Source organism: Streptomyces sp. NPDC048196 (assembly GCF_040652715.1).
GTDB classification, from domain to species: Bacteria; Actinomycetota; Actinomycetes; order Streptomycetales; family Streptomycetaceae; genus Streptomyces; species Streptomyces siderophoricus.
The window spans coordinates 10,448-33,328 of record NZ_JBEZMM010000063.1; the positions used below are offsets into that span (position 1 = coordinate 10,448).

General features: G+C 73.3%; 20 protein-coding genes. 10 read left to right on the top strand and 10 right to left on the bottom strand.

Annotated features, from left to right (window positions below; all coding sequences use genetic code 11):
- Window positions 1–355: 355 nt before the first annotated feature.
- Genes AB0E02_RS34815 through AB0E02_RS34825 form a run of 3 tightly spaced genes read right to left on the bottom strand, consistent with a single transcriptional unit; the run spans window position 356 to window position 2,668 of the window.
- Complete coding sequence (locus AB0E02_RS34815) at window positions 356–1,003, bottom strand: VTT domain-containing protein (protein ID WP_362147284.1); 648 nt, start codon at window positions 1,001–1,003, stop codon at window positions 356–358.
- Window positions 996–1,892, bottom strand: coding sequence for a lysophospholipid acyltransferase family protein (locus AB0E02_RS34820; protein WP_362147287.1), 897 nt, complete (start codon window positions 1,890–1,892; stop codon window positions 996–998). Before AB0E02_RS34820 ends, AB0E02_RS34815 begins: the two co-directional genes overlap by 8 nt.
- Window positions 1,889–2,668 (bottom strand): GNAT family N-acyltransferase, encoded by a 780-nt coding sequence (locus AB0E02_RS34825; RefSeq protein ID WP_362147290.1) that lies wholly within the window; start codon window positions 2,666–2,668, stop codon window positions 1,889–1,891. Before AB0E02_RS34825 ends, AB0E02_RS34820 begins: the two co-directional genes overlap by 4 nt.
- 461 nt (window positions 2,669–3,129) lie before the next feature.
- Here AB0E02_RS34825 and AB0E02_RS34830 point away from each other — a divergent pair, with 461 nt between their 5' ends.
- From AB0E02_RS34830 to AB0E02_RS34855, 6 genes are all read left to right on the top strand, one after another.
- Window positions 3,130–6,297 carry an alpha-N-acetylglucosaminidase gene (locus AB0E02_RS34830; RefSeq protein WP_362147293.1) on the top strand — a complete coding sequence of 1,056 codons (3,168 nt, stop codon included), beginning with the start codon at window positions 3,130–3,132 and terminating at the stop codon, window positions 6,295–6,297.
- 35 nt (window positions 6,298–6,332) lie between these two features.
- Entirely contained in the window at window positions 6,333–6,563 is a 231-nt protein-coding gene (locus AB0E02_RS34835; protein ID WP_030414810.1) for a DUF397 domain-containing protein, read from the top strand.
- A gap of 133 nt (window positions 6,564–6,696) precedes the next feature.
- Window positions 6,697–8,646 carry a hypothetical protein gene (locus AB0E02_RS34840; RefSeq protein WP_362147346.1) on the top strand — a complete coding sequence of 650 codons (1,950 nt, stop codon included), beginning with the start codon at window positions 6,697–6,699 and terminating at the stop codon, window positions 8,644–8,646.
- Window positions 8,647–8,716: 70 nt separating this feature from the next.
- Window positions 8,717–9,631 carry a metal-dependent hydrolase gene (locus AB0E02_RS34845; protein ID WP_362147297.1) on the top strand — a complete coding sequence of 305 codons (915 nt, stop codon included), beginning with the start codon at window positions 8,717–8,719 and terminating at the stop codon, window positions 9,629–9,631.
- Between the two features lies 1 nt (window position 9,632).
- Window positions 9,633–10,721 carry a PDR/VanB family oxidoreductase gene (locus AB0E02_RS34850; protein WP_362147300.1) on the top strand — a complete coding sequence of 363 codons (1,089 nt, stop codon included), beginning with the start codon at window positions 9,633–9,635 and terminating at the stop codon, window positions 10,719–10,721.
- Between the two features lie 36 nt (window positions 10,722–10,757).
- Window positions 10,758–11,453: a TetR/AcrR family transcriptional regulator gene (locus tag AB0E02_RS34855; protein ID WP_201801898.1), complete on the top strand. Its 696-nt coding sequence runs from the start codon at window positions 10,758–10,760 to the stop codon at window positions 11,451–11,453.
- A 71-nt stretch (window positions 11,454–11,524) separates the two neighbouring features.
- Here AB0E02_RS34855 and AB0E02_RS34860 read toward each other — a convergent pair whose 3' ends face one another.
- Both AB0E02_RS34860 and AB0E02_RS34865 read right to left on the bottom strand, forming a co-directional pair.
- Window positions 11,525–12,205 carry a class F sortase gene (locus AB0E02_RS34860; protein WP_362147304.1) on the bottom strand — a complete coding sequence of 227 codons (681 nt, stop codon included), beginning with the start codon at window positions 12,203–12,205 and terminating at the stop codon, window positions 11,525–11,527.
- Window positions 12,202–13,032 carry a hypothetical protein gene (locus AB0E02_RS34865; RefSeq protein ID WP_362147307.1) on the bottom strand — a complete coding sequence of 277 codons (831 nt, stop codon included), beginning with the start codon at window positions 13,030–13,032 and terminating at the stop codon, window positions 12,202–12,204. The genes AB0E02_RS34860 and AB0E02_RS34865 overlap by 4 nt, the downstream gene beginning before the upstream one ends.
- 151 nt (window positions 13,033–13,183) lie before the next feature.
- Between AB0E02_RS34865 and AB0E02_RS34870 the strand changes: the two genes are divergently transcribed.
- Window positions 13,184–13,774, top strand: a complete 591-nt coding sequence (locus AB0E02_RS34870) for a GNAT family N-acetyltransferase (protein WP_362147310.1) — start codon at window positions 13,184–13,186, stop codon at window positions 13,772–13,774.
- On the opposite strand, the gene pulA is transcribed toward AB0E02_RS34870, so the two are convergent.
- On the bottom strand, window positions 13,744–16,458 hold the full coding sequence (pulA, locus tag AB0E02_RS34875) for a pullulanase-type alpha-1,6-glucosidase (RefSeq protein ID WP_362147313.1): 2,715 nt from the start codon (window positions 16,456–16,458) through the stop codon (window positions 13,744–13,746). The genes AB0E02_RS34870 and pulA overlap by 31 nt on opposite strands.
- A gap of 283 nt (window positions 16,459–16,741) precedes the next feature.
- On the opposite strand from pulA, the gene AB0E02_RS34880 reads away from it, so the two are divergent.
- Window positions 16,742–17,626, top strand: a complete 885-nt coding sequence (locus tag AB0E02_RS34880) for a class I SAM-dependent methyltransferase (RefSeq protein ID WP_362147316.1) — start codon at window positions 16,742–16,744, stop codon at window positions 17,624–17,626.
- 20 nt (window positions 17,627–17,646) lie between these two features.
- On the opposite strand, the gene AB0E02_RS34885 is transcribed toward AB0E02_RS34880, so the two are convergent.
- Window positions 17,647–18,099, bottom strand: a complete 453-nt coding sequence (locus AB0E02_RS34885) for an ATP-binding protein (RefSeq protein WP_362147319.1) — start codon at window positions 18,097–18,099, stop codon at window positions 17,647–17,649.
- Window positions 18,100–18,252: 153 nt separating this feature from the next.
- Here AB0E02_RS34885 and AB0E02_RS34890 point away from each other — a divergent pair, with 153 nt between their 5' ends.
- Window positions 18,253–19,095, top strand: a complete 843-nt coding sequence (locus tag AB0E02_RS34890; RefSeq protein ID WP_362147322.1) for a helix-turn-helix transcriptional regulator — start codon at window positions 18,253–18,255, stop codon at window positions 19,093–19,095.
- Window positions 19,092–19,343, top strand: coding sequence for a DUF397 domain-containing protein (locus AB0E02_RS34895; protein ID WP_362147325.1), 252 nt, complete (start codon window positions 19,092–19,094; stop codon window positions 19,341–19,343). The genes AB0E02_RS34890 and AB0E02_RS34895 overlap by 4 nt, the downstream gene beginning before the upstream one ends.
- A 21-nt stretch (window positions 19,344–19,364) precedes the next feature.
- On the opposite strand, the gene AB0E02_RS34900 is transcribed toward AB0E02_RS34895, so the two are convergent.
- The 3 genes from AB0E02_RS34900 to AB0E02_RS34910 are packed head-to-tail and all read right to left on the bottom strand — an operon-like array spanning window position 19,365 to window position 22,877.
- Window positions 19,365–20,417, bottom strand: coding sequence for a LacI family DNA-binding transcriptional regulator (locus tag AB0E02_RS34900; RefSeq protein WP_362147349.1), 1,053 nt, complete (start codon window positions 20,415–20,417; stop codon window positions 19,365–19,367).
- 2 nt (window positions 20,418–20,419) lie between these two features.
- Window positions 20,420–22,027, bottom strand: coding sequence for a glycoside hydrolase family 13 protein (locus tag AB0E02_RS34905; RefSeq protein WP_362147329.1), 1,608 nt, complete (start codon window positions 22,025–22,027; stop codon window positions 20,420–20,422).
- A gap of 1 nt (window position 22,028) precedes the next feature.
- Window positions 22,029–22,877, bottom strand: a complete 849-nt coding sequence (locus tag AB0E02_RS34910; RefSeq protein WP_362147351.1) for a carbohydrate ABC transporter permease — start codon at window positions 22,875–22,877, stop codon at window positions 22,029–22,031.
- Between the last annotated feature and the right edge of the window lie 4 nt (window positions 22,878–22,881).

Consider the following 22,881-nt stretch of genomic DNA (forward strand, 5'->3'; position numbering starts at 1 on the left):
GTCGGACCGTACGAGTCCGGGACCGGTCGGACCGTACGAGTCCGGGGCCCGTCGGACCGTGCGAGTCCGGGGCCCGTCGGACCGTGCGAGTCCGGGGCCCGTCGGACGGTGCGAGTCCGGGGCCCGTCGGACCGTACGAGTCCGGGACCGGTCGGACCGTACGAGTCCGGGGCCCGTCGGACCGTGCGAGTCCGGGGCCCGTCGGACCGTGCGAGTCCGGGACTCGCCCGTCCGGACCGTACGAGTCCGGCACCGGTCCGGACCGTAGGGCTCCGGCGCCCGTCCGGACCGTACGAGTCCGGCGCCCGTCCGGGCCGCAGGGCCCAGGCACCGGGACCCGGCGGTCCCCTTCCGTTCAGACGCCCTTCCGCTCCCTCCGGAGCGGGAGGGCCTGCCGCACCCCGCGCCGGTGCACCCAGCCCACACACCCCGCCACCAGCAGCCCGGCCGCCGAGGCCAGCAGCATCCCGCGGGCCGGCGACCCGGCCAGCGCCGTACCGCCCAGGCCGCCGAGCGCCGCGCTGCACAGCGCCCAGAGGCCCGCGCCCACCGCGTCCAGCAGGACGAAACGGCGCAGCGGGTAACGCACGCTCCCGGTGGAGAGCGCGGCGACGACCCGGCCACCGGGCAGGAAGCGGCCGGCGATGACCAGCAGCGCGGCATGCCGTTCCACCCGCGCCCGGGCCCTGGCGTGCCGGGCCCGGCCGCGTTCGCCGCGCAGCAGCCGGGCGACGGCCCGCGGGCCCGCGTACCGTCCGACGGCGTAGCCGAGGCAGTCACCGGCCAGCGCCCCGGCCGCCGCGACGCCCGCCAGCAGCGCGAGCAGCGGCAGGTCGGGGCCGATGAGCACCGCGACCAGCACGACGGTGGTCTCGCTCGGCATGAACGGCAACAGCGCGTCGAGCCCGGACACCAGCAGTACGACCAGCCAGAGCCAGGGCGAACCGAGCAGGCCCTGCAGCGTGCGGGCCAGCGCATCGAGGTGGTCGAGCTGGTCACACATGGACCCGTGCGGGCCGCGCCGCGCCCGGTACCGGTACCGGTACCGGTACCGGTACGGCCGCCACCGGCCGCCCGTACAGCGCCGCGCGTTCGGCCCGCGCCGCCAGCTCCCGCCGGTCCGCGCCGTGCGCGCCGTCCGCGGTCGTCAGCACCGGATGGGCAGTGACCCGTACGGTCAGCGCCCGGGCGGCGAGCACCCGGCGCAGCGAGCCGAGGAAGGTCTCCTCACCGCAGAACGCGGCCACCGTGCTGGGCCGGCCCTGCTGGGCGTACTCCAGGGTGACCGGCCGGACCGGCGCACCGGCGTCGAGGGCGGCCTGAAAGGTGGCCCGGCGGAACACCCCCCGGCCGGCCGTGCACCAGGTGGTCGCCTGCGGAAACACCGCCACCGACCGCCCGGAGGCCAGCAGTCGACTCAACTCCCCTACTGTCGACGTCAGTTGACGAGGATTCGTGCGATCGATGAAGAACGTACCGGCGCGCCGGGCCAGACCGCCGACGACCGGCCAGCCGCCGACCTCGCGTTTGGCGAGGAGGGTGACCGGTTCGACGGCGAGCAGGGCGGGGATGTCGAGCCAGGAGATGTGGTTGACGACGAGGAGGGTCCCGGGGCCACCGCCCGGCGCGGTGAGCGGCCCGGCCCCGGTGCCCGGCGGCCCGGCCACCGGCGCCGGGTCCTCCAGGCGGATGTCCAGCGCGTCGAGCAGAGCGGCGGCGTGGGCACGCAGCCGCACCGGACCCGCCATCCGCCCGCCGTCCGTCAGCGCCCGGCGCACCCGGTGGGTGAAAACGGCGGAACGCCGCACGGCCTCGGCGGCCGGGACCCGCGGCAGCGCGTGCCGGGCGCAGTCCGGGGTGCAGTCGGAACGGACGTCCCAGGGGCCGTTCACCGCTCCCCCAGGAAGTAGCGCCGGTAGCGGTCGCCGAGCCGTTCCATGTCCAGCACCACGAAGAAGTCCGCGACGTCGAACTCGGGGTCATGCGCGGGCGCACCGCAGATGAACGCGCCGATCCGGAGGTAGCCGCGCAGCAGCGGCGGCAGCTGGGCAAGGCTCGGTCGCCCCGGCACGGGGACGGTGGGGTGCCACGGCCGGTGCGGGGTGACCCGCAGCTCGGGCGGGGCGGCGTAGCGGGTACGGCCCAGTTCCCGGGCGTGGGCGGCGGCCGTACCACCGTCGGCGAGCGGGACGGAGGCGCAGCCGGCCAGATAGCGGTGGCCGGAGAGCAGCGTGTAACGGGCGAGCGCGGCCCACATCTGGGTCATCACTGCGCCGTCGCGGTGATCGGGGTGCACGCAGGAGCGGCCGGCCTCGATGAGCGAGGGCCGCAGCGCGGCGAGCGCGCCGAGGTCGAACTCACCGTCGGAGTAGAGCCGCGGACTGCGGCCGGGCGGCAGCAGCCGGTACGTACCGACGATCGCGCCGCTGGCGGTGTGGGTCACGACGAGGTGGTCGGCCACCTCGTCGACGTCGTCGATGTCATGGCCGGCCAGCGGGGTGTGCAGGGTCGCGCCCATCTCCTCGGCGAAGACCAGGTGACGCAGCCGCTGGGCCGCGCGGATCTGCTCGGGGGTGTCGGCTATCTGCGCGGTGTAGCCGGTGTCGGTGGGAGCGGCAGCCGCGGGTACGGCGGCGGTGGGGGCGGACGCGGTCGGTGCCATGCGCATGGGAGCTCCATGGGGAGTGGAAGGCCGACGAGTCGACGGACGGGGCTGACCTGGCCCTTCTCTACGCGCCAGACTGTTCCCGCACCGGCCGCCCGAGCGCGTGAAGGACAGGGGGCGAACGGGTGAGCCTCGGCAGAACACTGCGTTGTGGCCTGCTTCCCACGTACCCGTCTCTCCCGCCGCGGGGCGCTTTGCGGAGCCCCCGCACGTACCCGTCTCTCCCGCCGTCGGGGTTGCTCGCCGTTGCGCTTTGCGGCGCCCCGCACGTACCTGTCCGCGGCGCCGCGGGGCTTGGTCGCCGTTGCGCTTTGCGGCGCCCCGCACGTACCTGTCCGCGGCGGGACAGCCAGGTACGTGGGCGGCGCCGCAAAGCGCAGCGGAACGGCGAGAAACCCCCACGGCGGGAAAGCCGAAATCGTGGGAAGGCCGCAAAGCGCAGCGGAACGTGGGGATACTGCCCCATGGGTCAACCGTCACGACGTGCGTTGTTAGGGACAGCCGGAGCGATCGGTGCGGGGGCGGCGCTCGGTGGGGCCGCGCCGGGTGGGGCCGCGGACCGTGGGCGAGGGGCCGTGCCCTTCGATACCGCTGCGGCGCGGGCCGCGCTGGAGCGGTTGCTGCCGGCGCATGCCGATCAGTTCCAGCTGGTCGCGCTGGCGGCCGCGGGGCACGCCGACCGGTTCCGGGTCGACGGAACGGCCGGCCGGATCACCGTTGCGGGGACCTCCCCCGCCACGCTCCTCACCGGCGTCCACTGGTACCTCAAATACACCTGCCGGGCTCATCTGTCCTGGGCCGGTGATCAGGTCGAGCTGCCCGCCAGGTTGCCCGCGCCCCGCGCCCCGATGGAGCGGGGCAGCACCGTTCCGCACCGGTTCGCGCTGAACGACACCCACGACGGGTACACCGCCCCGTACGCCGACTGGGCGCGGTGGGAGCGGCTGATCGACGTACTGGCGTTGCACGGTGTGAACGAGGTGCTGGTCACGCCGGGTACCGAGGCCGTCTACCACCGGCTGCTGACCGGGTTCGGGTACTCCGACGCCGAGGCCCGCCGCTGGCTTCCGGCGCCCTCGCACCAGCCGTGGTGGCTGCTGCAGAACATGAGCGGGTACGGAGGGCCGATGAGCCACGAACTGCTCGCGCAGCGTGGCGAGTTGGGGCGGAGGATCGCGGGGCGGCTGCGGGAGTTGGGGATGCGGCCGGTGCTGCCCGGGTATTTCGGTACCGTTCCGGACGGTTTCGCTGCCCGGAACCCCGGCGCGCGGACCGTTCCGCAGGGCACCTGGTCGGGGCTGAAGCGTCCCGACTGGCTGGACCCGCGCACCGGGGTCTTCGCCGAGGTGGCGGCCGCTTTCTATCGTCATCAGGAACAACTGCTGGGCCCCGCCGCGTACTTCAAGATGGATCTGCTGCACGAGGGCGGCGATCCCGGTGACGTACCGGTGGCGGAGGCGGCGCGCGCCGTCGAGCGGGCGCTGCGTACCGCGCACCCGGACGCCACCTGGGTGATCCTCGGCTGGCAGGACAATCCGCGCCGGGACCTGCTGGACGCCGTCGACCACGACCGGATGCTGATCGTGGACGGGCTCGGTGACCTGGACACGGTCACCGACCGGGAGCGGGACTGGGGCGGGGTGCCGTACGCCTTCGGGTCGATCCCCAACTTCGGCGGGCGCACCACGATCGGTGCGAAGACCCACATCTGGGCGGAGCGCTTCCCGGCCTGGCGGGACAAGCCGGGCAGCCGGCTGGTCGGGACCGCCTACATGCCGGAGGCCGCCGAGCGGGACCCGGCCGCCTTCGAGCTGTTCAGTGAACTGGCGTGGCGTGAGCGGCCGGTGGACCGTGCGGCGTGGTTCGACGGCTATGCCGCGTTCCGTTTCGGCGCGCGTGATCCGCACGCCCGGGCCGCGTTCGCCGCGCTGCGCACCAGCGCGTACGAGATCGCCAGCAAGGACGGCCGGCCGCATGACTCCGTCTTCGCCGCCCGGCCGAGCCTGGCCGCCCGTTCCGGGACCACCTACGCCACCCACACCCCGGCCTTCGATCCGGCCGCCTTCGACACCGCGTTCGCGGCGCTGCTCGCGGTCCGGCCGGCGCTGCGCGGCAGTGACGCCTACCGTCACGATCTGACCGACGCCGCCCGGCAGGCGCTGGCCAATCGATCCTGGCAGTTGATCGGGCAGCTTCAGGAGGCCTACCGGCGCAAGGACCGGGCGGCGTTCCGGGCGCTGTCCGGGCTGTGGCTGCGGCTGATGCGGCTGAGCGACGAGGTCGCCGGCGCGCACCGGCACTTCCTGCTGGGGCCCTGGCTCGCGGATGCGAAGGCGAGGGCGTCCGGCCCCGAGGAGGCGGCTCAACTGGAGCATTCGGCGCGGGCGTTGCTCACCACCTGGGCGGACCGGGCCACCGCGGACGGCGGGGCGCTCGCCAACTACGCCAACCGCGACTGGCACGGCCTGATCTCCGAGGTGCACCTCCCGCAGTGGCAGGCGTATCTGGACGAGCTCGCGGACGCGCTGGCCGCGGGCCGCCCGCCGAAGACCTTCGACTGGTACGCCCTGGAGGAGCCCTGGACCCGGGCGCGGACGGGCCATCCGCTGCGGCCCACCGCCGATCCGTACCGCACCGCCCGGCGGGTCCACGACGTCCTCGCCGCGGCTCCGTACCAGGGCACGCTCACGGTGGCCGCCGATCCGGCCGCGCTGCCGCCGGGCGGCCGCGCCGCCCTGACCGCGGCGCTGCGCAACGAGAACGGTCTGCGGGCCACCGGTCGCGTCGACTTCGCGCTGTCCGGGCTGCCGGCCACCGCCGACGGCCCCCTCACCGTGTCGTCCCTGCCGCCGGGCGGCACGGGCCGGGCCCGCTGGCGGATCGCCGCCCCGGCCGGCCCGGCGAAGGAGCCGTTGCAGCCCCTCCCCTACCGCCTCACCGCCGACTACGGCCCCGAGGGCGAGCCCCGGGTCCGGGCCGCCCGGGAGGGCACGCTCTTCGTCGCCGGGCCCCTGGACGCGGACCTGCGGACGGTCACCACGAACGCGGCCGTCTTCGGGCAGCTCGGCGACCGCTTCGCGATCAACGGTTCCGGCGCGGATCTGTGGCGGTCCACCGCGGAGTTCGGCGCGCTGTTCCGGCCGGGCGCCCTGGCGGCGGGCGGTGCGGTGACGGTGGAGGTCACGGCCCAGGACCCGACCGGCCCCTGGGCCCGGGCCGGTCTGATCGTCCGCAACCGTCTCACCCCGCCCGGCCCGGATGCACCGGACGCCGCCCTGGGCTTCCTCAACCTCTCCGTCACCCCGGCCAACGGTGTCGTGCTGTCCTACGACGCCGACGGCGACGGCCGGCTGGACACCTACCGCCGGCTCTCCGGCGTCACCGCGCCCGTCCTGCTGCGGCTGACCCGCGGGCCGGACAGCGGGCGCTCGGGTACGTACTCCGGTGCCTGCTCGACCGACGGGGGCGCGACCTGGCGGGAGATCGCCGCCGTGACGGTGCCCGGAGCGGCCGGCCGGCAGGACGCCGGGCTGCATCAGTCCGCCGCCAACTCCGGTTCCGGGGACCGCGGGACGGCCGCGTTCCGTCACTGGACCGTCACTGGAAGCACGCCCGGCCAGCGCGTACGCTGACCCGCAACTGCACCACGAGCGAGGGGATTTTCGGTATGAGTGCCGCAGCAGAGAAGGAGTGGCTCTACGCCCTCGACATCTCCGACGCCGTCTGGCAGCGCCCGCCCGGCGACGCCGAGGAAGCGGTGGAGATCGCCTTCCTGGAGCGCGGTGCGGTGGCCATGCGGAACTCCACCGAGCCCGATGTGGTGCTGCGCTACACCGAAGCGGAGTGGCGGGCGTTCGTGCTGGGCGCGAAGGACGGCGAGTTCGACCTGGAGCGCTGAGCGCGGCCCGTCCCCGGGGGCCGGCCGGTGGCCGCCCCCGGGTCCGGTCACCCGTAGGGGCAGGTGCCCGTAGCGGTGACCATCACAGGATTCACTCGTTTCACGGAACGTGAAGCAGCAGCAGCCCTCCCCCGTGCGTGCGGACCGCACCCCCTCCGGCAGCTCCGCGGACCTCGACGAGGTCATCGATGTCGAGCAGGCCGAGGCGGCGCTGGTCGAGCACTATCCCCGGCTGGTCCGGCTGGCCTATCTCGTCCTGCCGCCCGGCCGCAGCCGCGGCCGCCGGGTGCTGGCCGCGCACGGCGTGGTGCAGCGGGCCCTGCCGCGTCAGCGCAGTTCCACCCGGGCCCTGGGGCTGCCGGGCCAGCGCGCCGGTGCGGAAGCGGCGATCGACCCCGGCTACGCCTTCGTCCGGATGCGGGTGCTGCGCGCGGCGCTGGCCGCCGCCCGGTCGCGCCGCCGGCTGCCGGCCCCGCCGCCGCTCCTTCCCCAGGTGTGGGGGCTGCGGCTGTTCCCCCGTTCCGGCGGTGCCGATGAACTCGCCCTGGACCAGGCCCTTTCGGCGCTGTCCGGGCCCGGCCGGGCCGCGTTCGTGCTGCGTGATCTGGAGCGGCTGAGCCTGCCCGAGGCGCGCCGGGTGCTGGAGGCGGCGGGGGTGGCCGAGCCGCGGGAGGCCTGGGACGAGGCGGAGCGGGTCGCGACCCCGGCCGGCAGCCGGGACCGGTCGCTGCTGGAGTCGCCGGAGTTCGACCCGTGCGCGCTGCAGGCCCGGCCGACGGATCTGATCCGGCGGCGCCAGAACGGCCGGGCGGTGCTGGCGGCGGGGGCCGCGGTCCTGGTGTGCGGGGCGCTGCTGGGGCTGCCGGGCGACGGCTGGGGGCCGGACGGTGCGGCCGCCCCGCCGTACGCACGCAACGCCGCGTCCGAAGCGGCCCTGGATCCGGGCAGGTTGACGGTCACCTCGGCCGTGGCCTGGAAGAACGCGGCCCGTCAGGACTTCGCGGCCTGGCCGGCCCGCGGGGACCACGTCCACGACAAGGCGCTGCTGCGCCGCGCGCTGGCCGTGTGGGCGCGTCCCGGGTCGGGGGTGCAGGTGTCGGCCACGCCCGGTACCCCGGCCGGCCCCGCGGCGGGTCCGCCGCAGCTGCTCTTCGCGGGGGTGGTGGACCACGCGGTGGTGGTGCTCTTCCACGACGGTCTGCGGGTCGTCCGGTACGCGGAGGCGGCGGACGGCGCGGGTCAGGGCGAGGGCACCGGCGCGGCGCTGGACTTCGCCCGTACGGACGGCGCCGCGGACGGCACGGCGAGCGCCGTGGTGGTGGGCCGCACCCAGGGCAACGTCCGTTATCTGACCGCCCCGTGGGTGAAGGGGAAGGCCGCGCTGGTCGATCTGGCCAGGCCGGACGCGGCTGCCGAGCCGGTGCCCGTCGGGCCGGACGGGCTGACCGGTCCGGTGCCGGTGCCCCGCCCCGACCAGAGGTGCACCGGCTGGCCGGCCCTGCGGCTCGGCGGTCACCTCCTGACCGACCTCGGCGAGCTGACGCCGGCCCGGCTGACGTACGGCAGGCCGCGCAGGCCGGGTGAGGTGAGTGCCCCGGAGGCCAGGACGGCCTGGGCGCGGACGGCCTGCGAGCTCGCCGCGGTGCGCGGGCAGGGCGTGCGCAGCGTCAACGCCTGGGAGTTCGCCCGGCAGCCGCTGCCGGGCGGTGCGGGGGTTGCGGCCTGGTTGTGCACCCGGGCGGAGACCTGGCGGGGTGCGGGCAGCCGGACGCTGGCCCAGGTCCAGACCCCGGCGCCGAACGGGCAGCCGTACGCCCCCGGTGCGGTGACCGCCCGTGCGGAGGGCGGTACGGCCTGCGGTCCGCGGGCGCCGCGGGCGCTGGCGGGGGTGCTGTGGAAGGCTCCGGCCGGCCAGTGGTGGCTGCTGGCGGCGGGCAGCGACCAGGTCAGGTCGATCACCGCGTCCGGTGCGGTGCACGGCGAGGCGCCGGGCCGGTTCCTGGCGTTGCCGGCGAAGGCGGGCGACAACGCGGAGCTGGCCGGCCGGCTGGCCAACGGCAAGAAGGTCGACGCGGTGGGCTGACGGGAGAGGGGCTGGATTTTCGTCGTACGAGGGGTATCGACAACTCCTTACCCGCCAGTACATTGACGCCATGTCTAACAAGGCCTCGTTGCGGCCCCGGCCGGTCGCGTCCGAGCACACCCCGCTGAAGGCCCGCAACATCGCCTTCGACTGGGCGGACACCCCGCTGCACTGGATCCCCGGCGACCCCGCCAGCACCCATACGATCAATGTGCTGCACCTGCTGCTGCCGGCCGGCGAGCGCTGGTTCGTGCACGTCTACAAGCAGGCGCTGCCGTACGTCCGCGATCCGCAACTGCGCGCGGACGTCCTCGGGTTCATCGGCCAGGAGGCGATGCACTCCCAGGCGCACGACGAGGTGCTGCCGCACCTCAAGGAACAGGGGCTGGACCCGACCCCTTACACCGCACAGGTCGACTGGCTCTTCGAGAAGCTGCTCGGGGACCGCACGCTGCCGCCGGGCCGGGCCCGTCGGTGGTGGCTGCTGGAGCGGGTCGCCCTGATCGCCGCCATCGAGCACTACACCGCGTTCCTGGGCGACTGGGTGCTGGGCGCCGAGGCGCTGGACGCCAGGGGCGCCGATCCGACCATGCTCGACCTGCTGCGCTGGCACGGCGCCGAGGAGGTCGAGCACCGCTCGGTCGCCTTCGACCTGTTCGTCCACCTCGACGGCGGCTACCGGCGCCGGGCCCGCACCTGGGCCACGGCCTTCGGCGCGCTGGTCTTCCTGTGGCAGCGCGGCACCCGCTTCTTCCTGGAGAACGACCCGACGCTGACCGACGGCCGGGCCACGTTCCGGGAGTTCTTCCGCGCCGGGCGCGAAGGCGTACTGCCCACCGCGGGCGCCATGGTCCGCTCCATCCCGCAGTATTTGAGCCGCAGTTACCACCCCTCCCAGCACGGCGACACCGCCCGGGCCGTGGCCTATCTCGCCCACTCCCCCGCCGCCACCGCGGCCGCGGCCCGTACGTCCGGAGGTGCCTGAGATGCCGCGCATGGGCACGGTCGTCGCGGTGGGTGCGGCGGCCCTGGTCGCCCGGCGGGCGCTGCGCCGACGCGTGCGGGCCTCGCCGCTGTGGCCGCTGCCGGCCCTGGACGAGCCCGTCTCCGGCCGCCGCCGGGCCGGCGTACGCGCGCGACGGCTGACGGTCGTGGAGCGGACGACGGAGGCCGAGGGCGTGCTCCGGCTCCGCCTGGAGGGCACCGATCTGCCCGCCTGGGAACCGGGCGCGCACGTGGACCTCGTACTGCCGTCCGGCGCGGTCCGCCAGTACTCGCTGTGCGGTGATCCCGCGATACCGGGTTCGTACACCGTCGCCGTCCGGCTCGTCGAGGACGGCCGGGGCGGCTCGCGCGAGGTCCACGAGCAGTTGCACGAGGGCACGGAGGTGGAGGTCCGCGGCCCCCGCAACCGCTTCCCCCTGTCGGACGGGCACGCCTACGTCTTCATCGCCGGCGGCATCGGCATCACCCCGATCCTGCCGATGGTCCGCCAGGCGGAACGGGAGGGGGTGCCGTGGCGGCTGCTGTACGGCGGGCGGTCCCGGGCGTCGATGCCGTTCCTGGCGGAGGTCGAGAAGCTGGCGGAGGCCGGGCCGGGCCGGGTCACGGTGGTCGCCGAGGACGAGGACGGCCGGCCGGACCTGGCCGCGCTGCTCGCCGCTGCGCCACCGCACGCGGCGGTCCACTGCTGCGGCCCGCAGCCCCTGATGGACGCGGTCGCCGCCCTGTTGCCCGGCGGCCCGGACGGCCTCACCCTGCACACCGAACGCTTCGCCCCGGCCGCTCCCGCGGCGGCCGGCGCGGAGCTGCCGTTCGAGGTGGAGCTGCACCGCACCGGCCGTACGGTCCCGGTGCCCGCGGGGACCAGCGTCCTGCGGGCGCTCCGCGACCAGGCGCTGCCGGATCTGCCGTACTCCTGTGAGCAGGGGTTCTGCGGCACCTGCCGGCAGCGGGTGCTGGCCGGCGAGGTGGACCACCGCGACGAGCTGCTGACGGACGCCGAGCGCGACGACTCGTTGCTGATCTGCGTCTCGCGGGCGCGGGGCGGCGAACGGCTGGTGCTCGATCTGTGATTCCGCGCCGCGCCCCGGGTCGTTAGGGTGGGCCGCATGACGACCGGGGCGCGGCGCAGGATGGGCGTCGAGGAGCGGCGCGATCAGCTGATCGCGGTCGCCCTCGGCCTGTTCAGCCACCGCGCGCCCGAGGACGTGTCGATCGACGAGATCGCCGAGGCGGCCGGCATCTCGCGGCCGCTGGTCTACCACTACTTCCCGGGCAAGCAGCAGCTGTACGAAGCCGCGCTGCGGCGGGCCGCGGACGAGCTGACCACCCGCTTCGTGGAACCGCACGAAGGCCCGCTCGGCGCCCGCCTGTTGCGCGTGATGGAGCGTTTCTTCGACTTCGTCGACGAGCACGGCCCCGGCTTCTCCGCGCTGATGCGTGGCGGCCCGGCGATCGGCTCGACCCGTACCAGCGCCCTGATCGACGGCGTCCGCCAGGCCGCGTACGAGCAGATCCTGGCGCACCTCGCCCTCACCGACCCGCCGCCGCGGCTGGAGATGGTGGTGCGCTCGTGGATCTCGCTGGCCGAGACCACCGCCCTTCTCTGGCTGGACGGCCGCCGGGTCCCCCGCGCCGAGCTGGAACGCCAGCTCGTCCACGATTTCGCCGCGCTGGCGGCGGTGAGCGCGGCGTACGACGACCGCATGGCCGGGATCGTCCGCCGCATCCTGGCGGACGAACCGGCGGACGGGATGTTCGCGGACCTGGTGGGCCGCTTGATGGCGCTGCCGCAGCCGGCCTAGGTGGGTGCCCGTGGGGTGGTCGCCGTGCGGCCGTCCCCCTGGGGCTCGGGGGACGGTCGCACGGATGACGTCTAGGCCTTGCCGGTGAGGCTCGCGAACACCACCACGTTGTCCGGGTAGTAGTGCTTGCCCTGGTCGTAGTCCCCGCCGCAGGTGATCAGGCGGAGGCCCGCGTGGTCGAGGTTCTGGTAGACCTCCACGGTGGGGAACTTGTTCTTCGGGTACTGGGCGACGCGGTCGACGGTGAACTTCGCCGTGCTGCCGTCCTTCCGGGCGACCTCGATGGTGTCCCCGCGCTTCATGGCCGACAGCTTCTGGAACACCGACGGGGTGCCGTTCCAGGTGACGTGGCCGGCGATGACGGCCGGTCCGCGGGCCCCCGGCGTCGGGCCGGGCCGGTACCAGCCCGCCTTGGCCGGATCGCGCGGGGTCTCCATCGTCCCGTCCGGGTGCTGTCCCAGCGTCTCCAGCGTGGAGGACACCTTCAGTGCGGGGATGGAGAGCCGTACGGGGTCCGACGTCGGCATGCTCGCGGTGGCGGCGCCCGGTCCGTCCGTCGCGGCGGACGCTTCGTCGTGGGCGGCGTGACCGCCCTGGCCCGGTTGCTCGGCGGGGAGCGAGCGCGGCGGCGCGGCGTCCGGTCCTCCGCATCCGGCGACGAGCACGGCGGCCACCGCGGCGGCGAGCACACCGCCGACGGCCCGGCGGCTCCGGCGTGCGGTGGTCACGGCGGCCCTGGTGGGGGCGGTCATGCGGCGGCCCCGCCGTTCTCGCGGCGTACCGGGGCGAGTTGGGCCCGGCGGCGGCGCAGCAGGACCAGGGTGCCGGTCGCCGCCGCCACGGCGGTCGCGCCGGCGCCCAGCAGCGCGAGGGGCACGCTGCTGCCGGCGGGCGGGTCCACGGGCCCGGTCCCGGTCTCGACCCCGCCGACCGGGATGGAGCCGACCGCGGCGCCCTGAACCTCACCGCAGTTGGTCGGGGCGGTGGCCTCCTGCGGCAGTTTGGGGTCGAGTTCGCTCTTGCCCGCGCCGTCGAAGTCGTACTTGTTGTTGCCGTTGCGGTCGATGCCGTGCTGCACGATGTGCAGGTCCTTGATGTGGTCGACGACGTCCTGGGAGACGGTGAGCGTGCGCTCGTAGGAGAGCTTGCCCTGGGCGTCGGCCGTCGGCATCCGGTCCACGGCGAGGCCGCTCTTGGCGTCGGTGGAGCCCCGGGTGGTCAGCGAGATGTTGATGTTTCCGTACTGGACGGTGGCTTCGGTGTTGTCGATGACCCCGTCGCCGTTGGTGTCGGCGCTCGGGTCGGGGCAGTGGAAGTCGTGCCCGTCGGTGGAGCCGTGGAGGTGCTGGGCGTGCGGCTGCCCGGGGACGAGCCCCTCGGACTCGATCTTCACCGTCAGCTGGTTGCCCTTGAGGCTGAGCATCGCGACGCCCTTGGAACCGGAGTTGTTCAGCTGTGCCAGGTTGATCTGGTAGGCCCCGTCGGCTGCTGCTGCCGGGGAGGCGGCGCCGACGGTGAGGGCCAGGGCGGCCGGCAGCGCGGCGAGTGCGGCGAGGCGGCTGGGACGCGTGGGGATCACGTTCGTTCCTTTCCGACGGCCCTCCACGGCGGAGGCCCGCATCATCCAGGTGCGAAGCGACACCTCGGCGAGGTATCACCCTCTTATTCGCAGCGCCGGCGCCCGAGGGCGGCTGGGACGGAAAATTTGTCGCTACGTCACAATTCCGCGCATGACAGAGAAGATCATGTTCCGGCTCGCCGACGACGGCGATCCGCACGTCCTCGTCGACCTGTACGACGCGGCCGCACGGTGGATGCAGCGGTCCGGCATCGAGCAGTGGAAGCCGGGCGGGAAGAGCGCCGAGCACTTCCGGCTGCGGATGAAGGAGGGCGAGGTCTGGCTCGCGGAGGCCGGCGGGCACATAGCCGGGGCCTACGAGCTGTGGTGGGAGGACGAGCCCGCGTGGGGGCCGCAGCCGCCGGAGGCGGGGTATGTGCACCGGCTGATGGTGGACCGGGAGCGGGCGCCGGCCGGCACCGGGCGGGCGATGCTGGCGCATGCGGAGCGGCGGATAGCGGAGGCCGGCCGCGCCTGGGCGCGGCTGGACTGCCTCTCGTCCAATCCGCGGCTGCGGTCGTATTACGAGGGTGCCGGGTACACGGTCGTCGGGGAGCAGCCGTTCAAGGAGGATGGCGGCGGAAGTCCGTACGCCGTCACCCTCCTCGAGAAGCGGCTGGGTGGTTGGCCGGTGGGTGGTTGGCCGGTCGGCCCGGAGTCAGCGGTGCGGGCTCAGCGGCGGTGGAAGACCGCGACCGTGTAGGGCGGCACCGCGAACGTGCCGGTGGCCTCGGCGTACGAGGCCGTGGCGGTGGTGCGGTCCGTGCCGTGGGCCTGGACGGGGTGCAGGGCGTAGGGGTGGCCGGCCAGGGCGGCGACGGTCTGGTGCTGCTCCCGCGGTGTGGCGTTGAAGACGATCACCAGGTCGGCGAGGCGCATGGTGAGCACGCCCGGCGTCTCGTCCTCCCCGGAGAGGGGGAAGGAGAGCTGCGACTGGACTTCCGCGGCGGTGGCCAGGCCGAAGGCCGGCTCCGTGGCGTGGATGCGGAGCAGGTCGCGGTAGGCGGCCGAGGCGCCGCGGAGGGTCGCGCAGTCGGGGCGGAGGGCCGGATCGGCCAGCAGGGGCTTGGCGTAGGGCCACTTGTCCTTGTTGTCGGCGGCCGGTGGCAGTCCGCGGCCGAAGCCGTTGCCGTCGGCGCAGTCCCAGTGCACGGCGTTGAACCAGTCACCACTGTTGAAGGAGTTGCGGTCCAGGGACTTGGAGCGGAGCAGGTCCGAACCGGCCTGGGAGAGCGCAGGGCCCTGCGAAAGGGCCGCGGTGGCGAGTGCAAGAACTTGCAGACGGGCGCGGTCGGTGGGGCTGGTTTCTTGCGGAAGCTTGTAGGCGAGGGCGTCGTAGAGGGTTTCGTTGTCGTGCGCGTCGGCGTAGGCGAGGGCATCGCCGGGGGCGGCGGCGTACCCGGCCGGGGCGCCGTTGTAGTCGACCTGCGCGCCCTTGACGCGGTGGCCGGCGGTGTCGGTGAAGGTGTAGTCGGCGAGGTTGCCGGTGAGGCCGACCTTGAGGAGGTCCTGGTAGTGCAGGAGGCGGGAGCGCTGGGCGGCCGGATCGCCGTTCGCGGGTGAGGAGTTGGGGGCCGTGAAGAGGCCCGAGCCGAAGCCCTGGACACGGGGGTCGGCGTCGAAGGGGCCGCCGCCGCGCACCGCGTCCCGGGCCCGGTCGTTGAAGGTGGCGATGCCGGTGCCGGCCATGTTCCGCTGGGTGGCCTGGACGAAGCGGGCGTCGTTCGCGGCCTCGCCGAAGTTCCACCCCTCGCCGTAAAGGATGATCTTCTTGCCGTCCACGCCGTCCCGGGCCGGGGTGAGCGCGTCGAGGGCCTTGCGGACGGCCAGGATGTTGGCCTTCGGGTGGTGTCCCATGAGGTCGAAGCGGAAGCCGTCGACCTTGTACTCCCTGGCCCAGGTGACCACCGAGTCCACGACGAGCTTGCCCATCATGGTGTGTTCGGGCGCGGTGCCCGAGCAGCAGGTGGAGGTGGCGACCGTACCGTCGTCGAGCAGCCGCTGGTAGTAGCCGGGGACGATCCGGTCGAGGACCGAGTGCGGGTCCTGGCCGGCGGCGGCGGTGTGGTTGTAGACGACGTCCATGACGGTGCGCAGGCCGATGCCGTTGAGGCCCTGCACCATGCGGCGGAATTCGACGGTGCGGGCCGGGCCCTCGGGGTCGGAGGCGTACGAGCCCTCGGGCACGGTGTAGTGCAGCGGGTCGTAGCCCCAGTTGTACGCGTCGCGGGCGGCGGACCTGGTCACGCACTCCTGCTGGCTCTCGGAGTCCGGCGCGTAGGAGGCGAGGTCGCAGCGGGGGCGGTCCTGGTCGGTTCGCTTTTCGGGAACGGTGGCGCCGTCGAAGGCCGGCAGCAAGTGGACGTAAGAAGTTCCAGCGGCTGCAAGGGATTTCAGATGCCGCATGCCGTCGGAGCTGCGGTCGGTGAAGGCGAGGTACTGGCCGGGGTGGCGGGAGGTGCGGTCCTCGACGGAGAAGTCGCGGACGTGCAGTTCCTGGATGCGGGCCCGGCGCAGCGGCACCGCGGCGGGCTTGCGCAGGCCGGCCCAGCCCTCGGGGGCGAGCCGCGGGTCGTCGAGGTCGACGACCAGACTGCGGGCGGAGTCGGCGGTCAGGGCGGTGGAGTAGGGGTCGGTGACCTTGTTGGTAACGGTCCGACCGACCGTGGGCGCCCAGACGGTGACGAGGTAGCGGTAGGGCTTTCCGGCCCAGTCGCGCGACCCCTGGACGCGCCAGACGCCGCTGCGGTCGTCGCGCCGCATCGGGACCGTACGGCCGTCGAGTTCCAGGGCGACGGTACGGGCGGTGGGTGCCCATACGGAGAGGGTGGGGCGGCCGTGGTGGAAGACCGGCCCGAGTGCGGCGCGTTGGGCCTGCGTGCCGTACAGGTCGTCGAGAACGCCGGGTATCTGCACGCCGGTTGTGGTGCGCCGGCCGTCCGCGGTGCGCTGGGTGGCGACCAGGCGTCCGCGCAGCGCCGTACGGGCGAGGCCGCGGTCGCGGGGGTCGACGGTGAAGGCCGGATAGCCGGTGAGGTGGGGGAAGGCGGCGCGTTCGGCGGGGGTGAGGCTGCCGGGGGTGAGCCGGAGGCGCTTGTCGGACGCCCCTGCTCGCCCGGTCCCGAACTCCAGCTGCGCACCGGCTCGTTCGGCGCCCTTCCAGACCACCGTGTCGCGGTCGATCCACTGCGCCAGGGCCGGTTGCGGGCCGGGCGGGGCGGCGTGGGCCGGCTGCACGGTCGGCGCGGTGAGGAGGCCGGTGGCGCCGAGGGCGAGGACGAGGACGGCGGCCAGGCGCCGGCCGGGCCGGCGTGCGGTGGAGGACCGTGCAGTGGAGGACCGTGCGGTGGAGGCCCGTGCGGTGGAGGCCCGTGCGGTGGAGGACATGGCTCATGGTTCTATCCGCGGCGATCCAGCGTTGCAAGACCTTACGCAAGACATTGCAAGGGTGTTACGTTGCTGGCACAGCCGGTCCGGCCGGCCGGAGGTCCATCACAACGGGCCCTACGCGCCCGGCCGGTCGGACCGGCCCCATCCCCGTGAATCGGACCGGCCCCATTCCCGTGAAGTGGTTACTGAAGTGCCGCCAAGTACCGCTGAAGTGGCGCATTGTCACCCGTACCGCCGCACGTACCGCGTCAGTCCTCCGCGAGCGGGGAAGTCACCCGGCATGATCGACGATCCTGGGCACGACACCGCCGACGCACAGCACACCGCCGGCACACCGGACCACGACGACGCGACCCGCCGCTATTACGAGACCGGCGACGTCGACGCCTTCTACGACGCCGTCTGGGGCGGCGAGGACATCCACGTCGGCATCTACGCCGAGGGCGACGAACCGATCGGGGAGGCCTCGCACCGCACCGTCGAGCACACCGCGGACAAGGTCGCCGACCTGCTCGGCCCGCACGCCACCGTGCTCGACCTCGGCTCCGGATACGGCGGCTCGGCCCGCGCGCTCGCCGAACGCTTCGGCTGCCGCGTCGCGGCCCTCGACCTCAGCGAGGCCCACAACCGCCGCCACCGCGCGGCCAACACCCAACGCGGCCTGGACGGCCTGATCGAGGTCGTCACCGGTTCCCTCAACGACCTGCCCTACGAGGACGGACGGTTCGACGTCGTCTGGTCCCTGGAGGTGCTGTGCCACGTGGAGGACCGGGAAGGCGCGCTGGCCGAGGCCGTACGCGTACTACGACCGGGCGGCGCCCTGGTCTTCTCGGACATCATGGCGCCCGAGGAGCCCCCGGCGGAGGCGGTACGCCCAGCATTCGCGCGCCTTGGCGTACAGACCCCGGCCACCCCGGCCTTCTATCTGGCGCAGCTGTCCGAACTCGGCCTCAAGGGTGCCGACTTCGAGGACCGCACCCCGGACCTCGCCACCCACTACGCCCGCCTCGACGAGGACGTCCACCACCGCGCGGCCGAACTGCGCGACCGCATCAGCCCGGCCTACGTCGACGACCTACTGGCCAACCTCCCCCTCTGGACCGACGTCACCCGCCGCGGCCTGCTCCGCTGGGGCCTCTTCCACGCGCGACGGCCGACGGGCTGAGGTCACCTGTCCCCTGCTCCTCACCGGCCCGGCAGGTCCAGATCCGCCCGGACGATCTTGCCCACCGCGGGCCGGTCGAGGACGGTCCAGCAGGTGGCGAGCGCGGCGACGAGGACCAGCCCCCAGCCGCTCTCGGCATCGGGCGCCGGCGGCACAAGGGTGCCGGGGGCCGGCGGGCGCCGCTCCGTACGGGTGTCGGCGACCTCGATGCGGAGGGTGCCCGGCCGGGCCGAGCCGGGCAGTTTCAGCAGACGCAGTTCGAAGTCCCGGCCGGCCACCCGGCCGTGCGTGGCCGCATTGGCGGCGAGCTCACCGACGATCACGGCGGCGGTGTCCGAGATCTCGCCGCCGTACGGGAAGCCCCAGACGTCGAGCTGCTGGACAGCCAGATAGCGCGCGAGGCGGGCCCCGCGCCGGGTGGCGCTGAAACGCTGCGTGAACACACGTACGGTGACGGTTGCTTGGGCTTGCATGCGGCCAACGGTGCTGGTCAGCGGGCACGTACACCAGAAACTCGACTCGTACTTCGGGAACTGTACGAGCTGAGTACGTGGACGGGTCGGGTAACGGGCCGTAACGATGGGTGACTTGCGGGGTCAGTACCAGTCACCTCGGGAGTACCCGACATGGAAGACAGCAGCACCGACCACTACGACAGCGGCAGGCCCGAGCCGTCCGGCAGTCTGCGGACCTTCGGCGCGGTCTATCAAGGGTTCCGCGAGAACGCGGGTTTCACGCAGGAAGCGCTGGCACCGGCGATCCGGTACTCGGCGCACTACATCGGCTCCGTCGAGCAGGGCCGACGCCTCCCGTCGAAGAAGTTCATCGACCGCTCGGAGGAGACACTCCACGCGAACGGTGTGCTCAGGAAGGCCGCCAAGCGGCTTTCGAAGCAACCGGGACTGGCCCGGTGGTTCCGCGAGTGGGCAGAGCTGGAGAAGCAGGCGATCAGTCTGTACACGTACGAATGCCGGCTGGTGCCGGGGCTGTTACAGACGGAGGCGTATGCGCGGACGCTCTTCAGGGAGCAGCTTCCGCATCAGGACGACGACCAGATCGACGCCCAGTGGGCAGCACGGTCCGAGCGCCAGCGGCTGCTCCGCGAGCGTCCCAACACTGCGTTCCGATTCATCCTCGAAGAGCACCTCTTCCTTCGCCGTACGGGCGGGGCGGAGGTCACCAGGCAGGCCATCGACCACATCCTGGAAATCAGCGAACTCCGGAACGTAGACGTCCTACTCATGCCGCTTGTACAGGAGAAACACGCTGGGTTGGACGGGCCGATCCGGCTGCTGGAGACCCCGGACAACGAGTGGTTCGGCTACTGCGAAGGACAGCGTGGCGGTCTGTTCATTTCCGACCCGAAAGAGCTCAGCATCCTCCAAATGCGTTATGCGAGACTGCTTTCGCAGGCTCTGAACCCCAAAGACTCGCGGAGCCTGCTGATGCAGATCCGAGGAGCGCTATGAGCAGCACCTGCGAACTGAACTGGTTCAAAAGCAGCCACAGCGGTGGCGACGGCGACGACTGCGTAGAAGTCGCCCTCTCCTGGCGCAAGTCCAGCTACAGCAGCGGCAGTTCCGGCGACTGCATAGAAATCGCCACCTCCCCCGCCACCGTCCACATCCGCGACTCCAAGGACAAGGACGGTCCGCGGCTCGCAGTGGCGGCGGGGGCGTGGGCGGCGTTCGTGGCGTACGCGGCCGAGAGGGCCTGAAGCCTGACCGCCGGATCCCGGTCAGCCCGGTGCCGGGCCCGTCGAGCCCCGTACGACCAGTTCCGGCTGGAAGACGAACTCGGTGCGGCGGACGGTTTCCCGTTCGCCGCGGTCGCGGTCGTGGATCTCCTCGATCAGGGCACCGACAGCCGCGGTCGCCATCGCGTGCACCGGCTGGCGGACCGTGGTCAGCGGTGGGTCGGTGAAGGCGATCAGCTGGGAGTCGTCGAAGCCGACGACGGAGAGGTCGCCGGGCACGTCCAGACCGCGGCGGCGGGCCGCGCGGACGGCCCCCAGCGCCATCAGGTCGCTGCCGCAGACGATGCCGGTGCAGCCCTGGTCGAGCAGCGCGGCGGCCGCCGCGTCGCCGCCCTCGACGCTGAACAGGGTGTGCTGGACGCGCCGTTCGGCCTGCCCCCTCGACAGGCCGAACGACTCGCCCAGCGCCGCCACGAAGCCCTCGGCCTTGCGGCGGGAGGGTACGTAACGCACCGGGCCGACGGCGAGGCCGATCCGTTCGTGCCCCAGCTCGGCGAGATGCCGCACCGCCATCCGGGCCGCCGCGCCGTCGTCGGGCGAGACGAACGGCGCGTCGATCCCCGGGTGGTAGCCGTTGATCAGGACGTACGGGACGCCGCGGGCGGTCAGGCGGGCGTAGCGGGACGGGTCCGCGCGGGTGTCGGCGTGCAGGCCGGAGAGGAAGACGATGCCGGTGACGCCGCGTTCCTCCAGTTGCTCGACGAGTTCGTCCTCGGTGGCCCCGCCCGGCATCTGGGTGCACAGGACCGGCGTGTAGCCGTGGCCGGCCAGCGCCTGCTCGATGATCTGCGCGAACGCCGGGAAGATCGGGTTGGTCAGCTCGGGGATGACCAGCCCGACCAGGCCCGCGCTGCGACGCCGTAAGCGGACCGGCCGCTCGTGGCCGAGGACGTCCAGCGCGGCGAGCACCCGCTGCCGGGTGCCCGCCGCCACGCCCGCCCGGCCGTTCAGCACCCGGCTCACGGTGGCCTCGCTGACCTGCGCCTGCGCGGCGACGTCGGAGAGCCGGGGCGGGTGCTGCGGTGGACCGGTCAGGGTCACTCGGCCCACCAGACGGTGGTGTCGGCGGGCAGTTGGACGTGGTTGCCCGGTCCGGTGGCGTCGAGCGGGCCGGACGCGAGCAGGACCCTGCCGTATGCGGGGAGGGTGACCGCTTCCTCCGTGGTGTTGGCCGTGCAGACGAGGCCGCCGGGGCGGCGGAAGGCGAGGACGCCGGCGGGGGCGTCGAGCCACTCGACGGCCTCCCCGGCGCCGAGGCCGGGGTGGGTGCGCCGTAGGGAGAGCGCGGTGCGGTAGAGCTCCAGGGTGGAGGACGGGTCACCGGTCTGCGCCTCTACGGTCAGCGGGGCCCACTCGGCGGGCTGCGGCAGCCAGCTGCCACCGGTCCCGAAGCCGTACGGGGGTGCCTCGCCGCTCCACGGGAGCGGCACCCGGCAGCCGTCGCGCAGCCCGTCCTGGCCGCTGTTGCGGAAGAAGGACGGGTCCTGGCGGACCTCGTCGGGCAGGTCGGTGACCTCGGGCAGGCCCAGTTCCTCGCCCTGGTAGACGTACGCGGAGCCGGGCAGGGCCAGCATCAGCAGGCCGGCGGCACGGGCCCGGGCGAGGCCGCCGCCGAGCCGGGTGCGGTGGCGCACCACGTCGTGGTTGGAGAGCACCCAGGTCGTCGGTGCGCCGACCGGACGCATCGCGTCGAGCGAGGAGTCGATCGTCTCGCGCAGCGCGTCCGCGTCCCAACCGGTGTTCAGGTAGTGGAAGTTGAACGCCTGGTGGAGTTCGTCGGGGCGGAGGTAGAGCGCGGTGCGTTCGGCGGTGGGGGTCCATGCCTCGGCGACCGCGATCCGCTCGCCGGGGTACTCGTCGAGGACGGTGCGCCAGGAGCGGTAGACGGCGTGCACGCCGTCCTGGTCGAAGAAGGGCAGGGCCTGGTTGCCGAGGAGGGTGAGCTGCTCGGCGTGGCCCATGTCGGGCAGACCCGGGGCCTTCACCAGTCCATGGGCGACATCGACCCGGAAGCCGTCCACGCCGAGGTCCAGCCAGAAGCGCAGGATGGAGCGGAACTCGTCCTGGACGGCGGGGTGGTCCCAGTTGAAGTCGGGCTGTTCGGGGGCGAAGAGGTGGAGGTACCACTCGCCGTCGGGGACCCGGGTCCAGGCGGGGCCGCCGAAGAGGGACTCCCAGTCGTTGGGCGGCAGTTCGCCGTTCTCGCCGCGGCCCTTGCGGAAGTGGAAGCGGTCCCGGGCCGTGGAGCCGGGGCCCTCGGCCAGCGCGCGGCGGAACCATACGTGCTGGTCGGAGCAGTGGTTGGGGACGATGTCGACGATGATCCGGAGGCCGAGGTCATGGGCGTCGCGGATGACCGCCTCGGCGTCGGCGAGGGTGCCGAACATCGGGTCGATGGCGCGGTAGTCGGCGACGTCGTAGCCGGCGTCGGCCTGCGGCGAGGCGTAGAACGGGCTGAGCCAGACGGCGTCCACGCCCAGGTCCCGCAGATACGGCAGACGGGCGCGGATGCCCGCCAGGTCGCCCATCCCGTCACCGTTGCCGTCGGCGAAACTGCGCGGGTAGACCTGGTAGATCACCGCGTCCCGCCACCAGTCGGTGGCAGGGGTGGCCTGCTCGGGGGCGGCGTTGTGCTGGAGGGTCATCTCATCCCTTGGTGGTGCCGGCCGTGAGGCCGGCGACGAGGTGGCGTTGGGCGAAGGCGAAGACGAGCGCGGCCGGAACGGCGATGATCACGGCGGCGGCGGTCATCGAACCCCAGTCATTGGTGTACTGGTTGACGAACGTCTGCAGCCCGCCGGCGAGGGTGAGGTTCTCCTCGCCGGTCATGAAGGCGGAGGCGTAGGCGACCTCGGCCCAGGCGGTGACGAAGGTGTAGAAGCCGGTGACGGCGAGGCCGGGGCGGGCCAGCGGCAGGACGAGCCGCCAGAAGGTGCCGAAGGGGTTGAGGCCGTCGACCCGGCCGGATTCGTCGATCTCCACCGGGATGGTGTCGAAGAAGCCCTTCATCATCCAGGCGCAGAACGGGACGGCGATGGTGAGGTAGGTGATGACCAGGCCCGCGGGCTGGTTCAGCAGGCCCAGGGTCGCCATGAGGTTGTAGAGCGGCACGATGAGCACCGCGACCGGGAACATCTGGGTGATCAGCAACAGCCACATCAGCGGGCGCATGCCGGGGAAACGGAAGCGGCTGACGGCGTAGCCGGTGGTGGCGGCGATGAAGACGCCGAGGACGGTGGTCAGCCCGACGACCACCACGGAGTTCTTGAACCAGGTCAGGAACTGGGTGTCGGCCAGTACGTGGGTGTAGTTGGCGAGCGTGAAGTGGCTGACGACGCTGGTGGAGAAGGCGTCGTCCTTCGGTTTGAAGGACGTCACCAGCAGCCAGAGGGGCGGGAAGACGGCGATCACGGCGGCGAGGGCCAGACCGGTGTGCAGTCCGGCGGACGCCAGGCGGGAGCGCTCGTTCCGCCGGTTGCGCGGTGTGCGGGTCATTGCG

Coding starts and splice junctions, on each gene's coding strand:
- AB0E02_RS34870 (WP_362147310.1), top strand. CDS start 13,184: ATGACAGAGAAGATCATGTTCCGGCTCGCCGACGACGGCGATCCGCAC.
- pulA (WP_362147313.1), bottom strand. CDS start 16,458: ATGTCCTCCACCGCACGGGCCTCCACCGCACGGGCCTCCACCGCACGG.
- AB0E02_RS34815 (WP_362147284.1), bottom strand. CDS start 1,003: ATGTGTGACCAGCTCGACCACCTCGATGCGCTGGCCCGCACGCTGCAG.
- AB0E02_RS34860 (WP_362147304.1), bottom strand. CDS start 12,205: ATGACCGCCCCCACCAGGGCCGCCGTGACCACCGCACGCCGGAGCCGC.
- AB0E02_RS34895 (WP_362147325.1), top strand. CDS start 19,092: ATGAGCAGCACCTGCGAACTGAACTGGTTCAAAAGCAGCCACAGCGGT.
- AB0E02_RS34855 (WP_201801898.1), top strand. CDS start 10,758: ATGACGACCGGGGCGCGGCGCAGGATGGGCGTCGAGGAGCGGCGCGAT.
- AB0E02_RS34885 (WP_362147319.1), bottom strand. CDS start 18,099: ATGCAAGCCCAAGCAACCGTCACCGTACGTGTGTTCACGCAGCGTTTC.
- AB0E02_RS34850 (WP_362147300.1), top strand. CDS start 9,633: ATGCCGCGCATGGGCACGGTCGTCGCGGTGGGTGCGGCGGCCCTGGTC.
- AB0E02_RS34890 (WP_362147322.1), top strand. CDS start 18,253: ATGGAAGACAGCAGCACCGACCACTACGACAGCGGCAGGCCCGAGCCG.
- AB0E02_RS34905 (WP_362147329.1), bottom strand. CDS start 22,027: ATGACCCTCCAGCACAACGCCGCCCCCGAGCAGGCCACCCCTGCCACC.
- AB0E02_RS34910 (WP_362147351.1), bottom strand. CDS start 22,877: ATGACCCGCACACCGCGCAACCGGCGGAACGAGCGCTCCCGCCTGGCG.
- AB0E02_RS34880 (WP_362147316.1), top strand. CDS start 16,742: ATGATCGACGATCCTGGGCACGACACCGCCGACGCACAGCACACCGCC.
- AB0E02_RS34825 (WP_362147290.1), bottom strand. CDS start 2,668: ATGCGCATGGCACCGACCGCGTCCGCCCCCACCGCCGCCGTACCCGCG.
- AB0E02_RS34845 (WP_362147297.1), top strand. CDS start 8,717: ATGTCTAACAAGGCCTCGTTGCGGCCCCGGCCGGTCGCGTCCGAGCAC.
- AB0E02_RS34835 (WP_030414810.1), top strand. CDS start 6,333: ATGAGTGCCGCAGCAGAGAAGGAGTGGCTCTACGCCCTCGACATCTCC.
- AB0E02_RS34830 (WP_362147293.1), top strand. CDS start 3,130: ATGGGTCAACCGTCACGACGTGCGTTGTTAGGGACAGCCGGAGCGATC.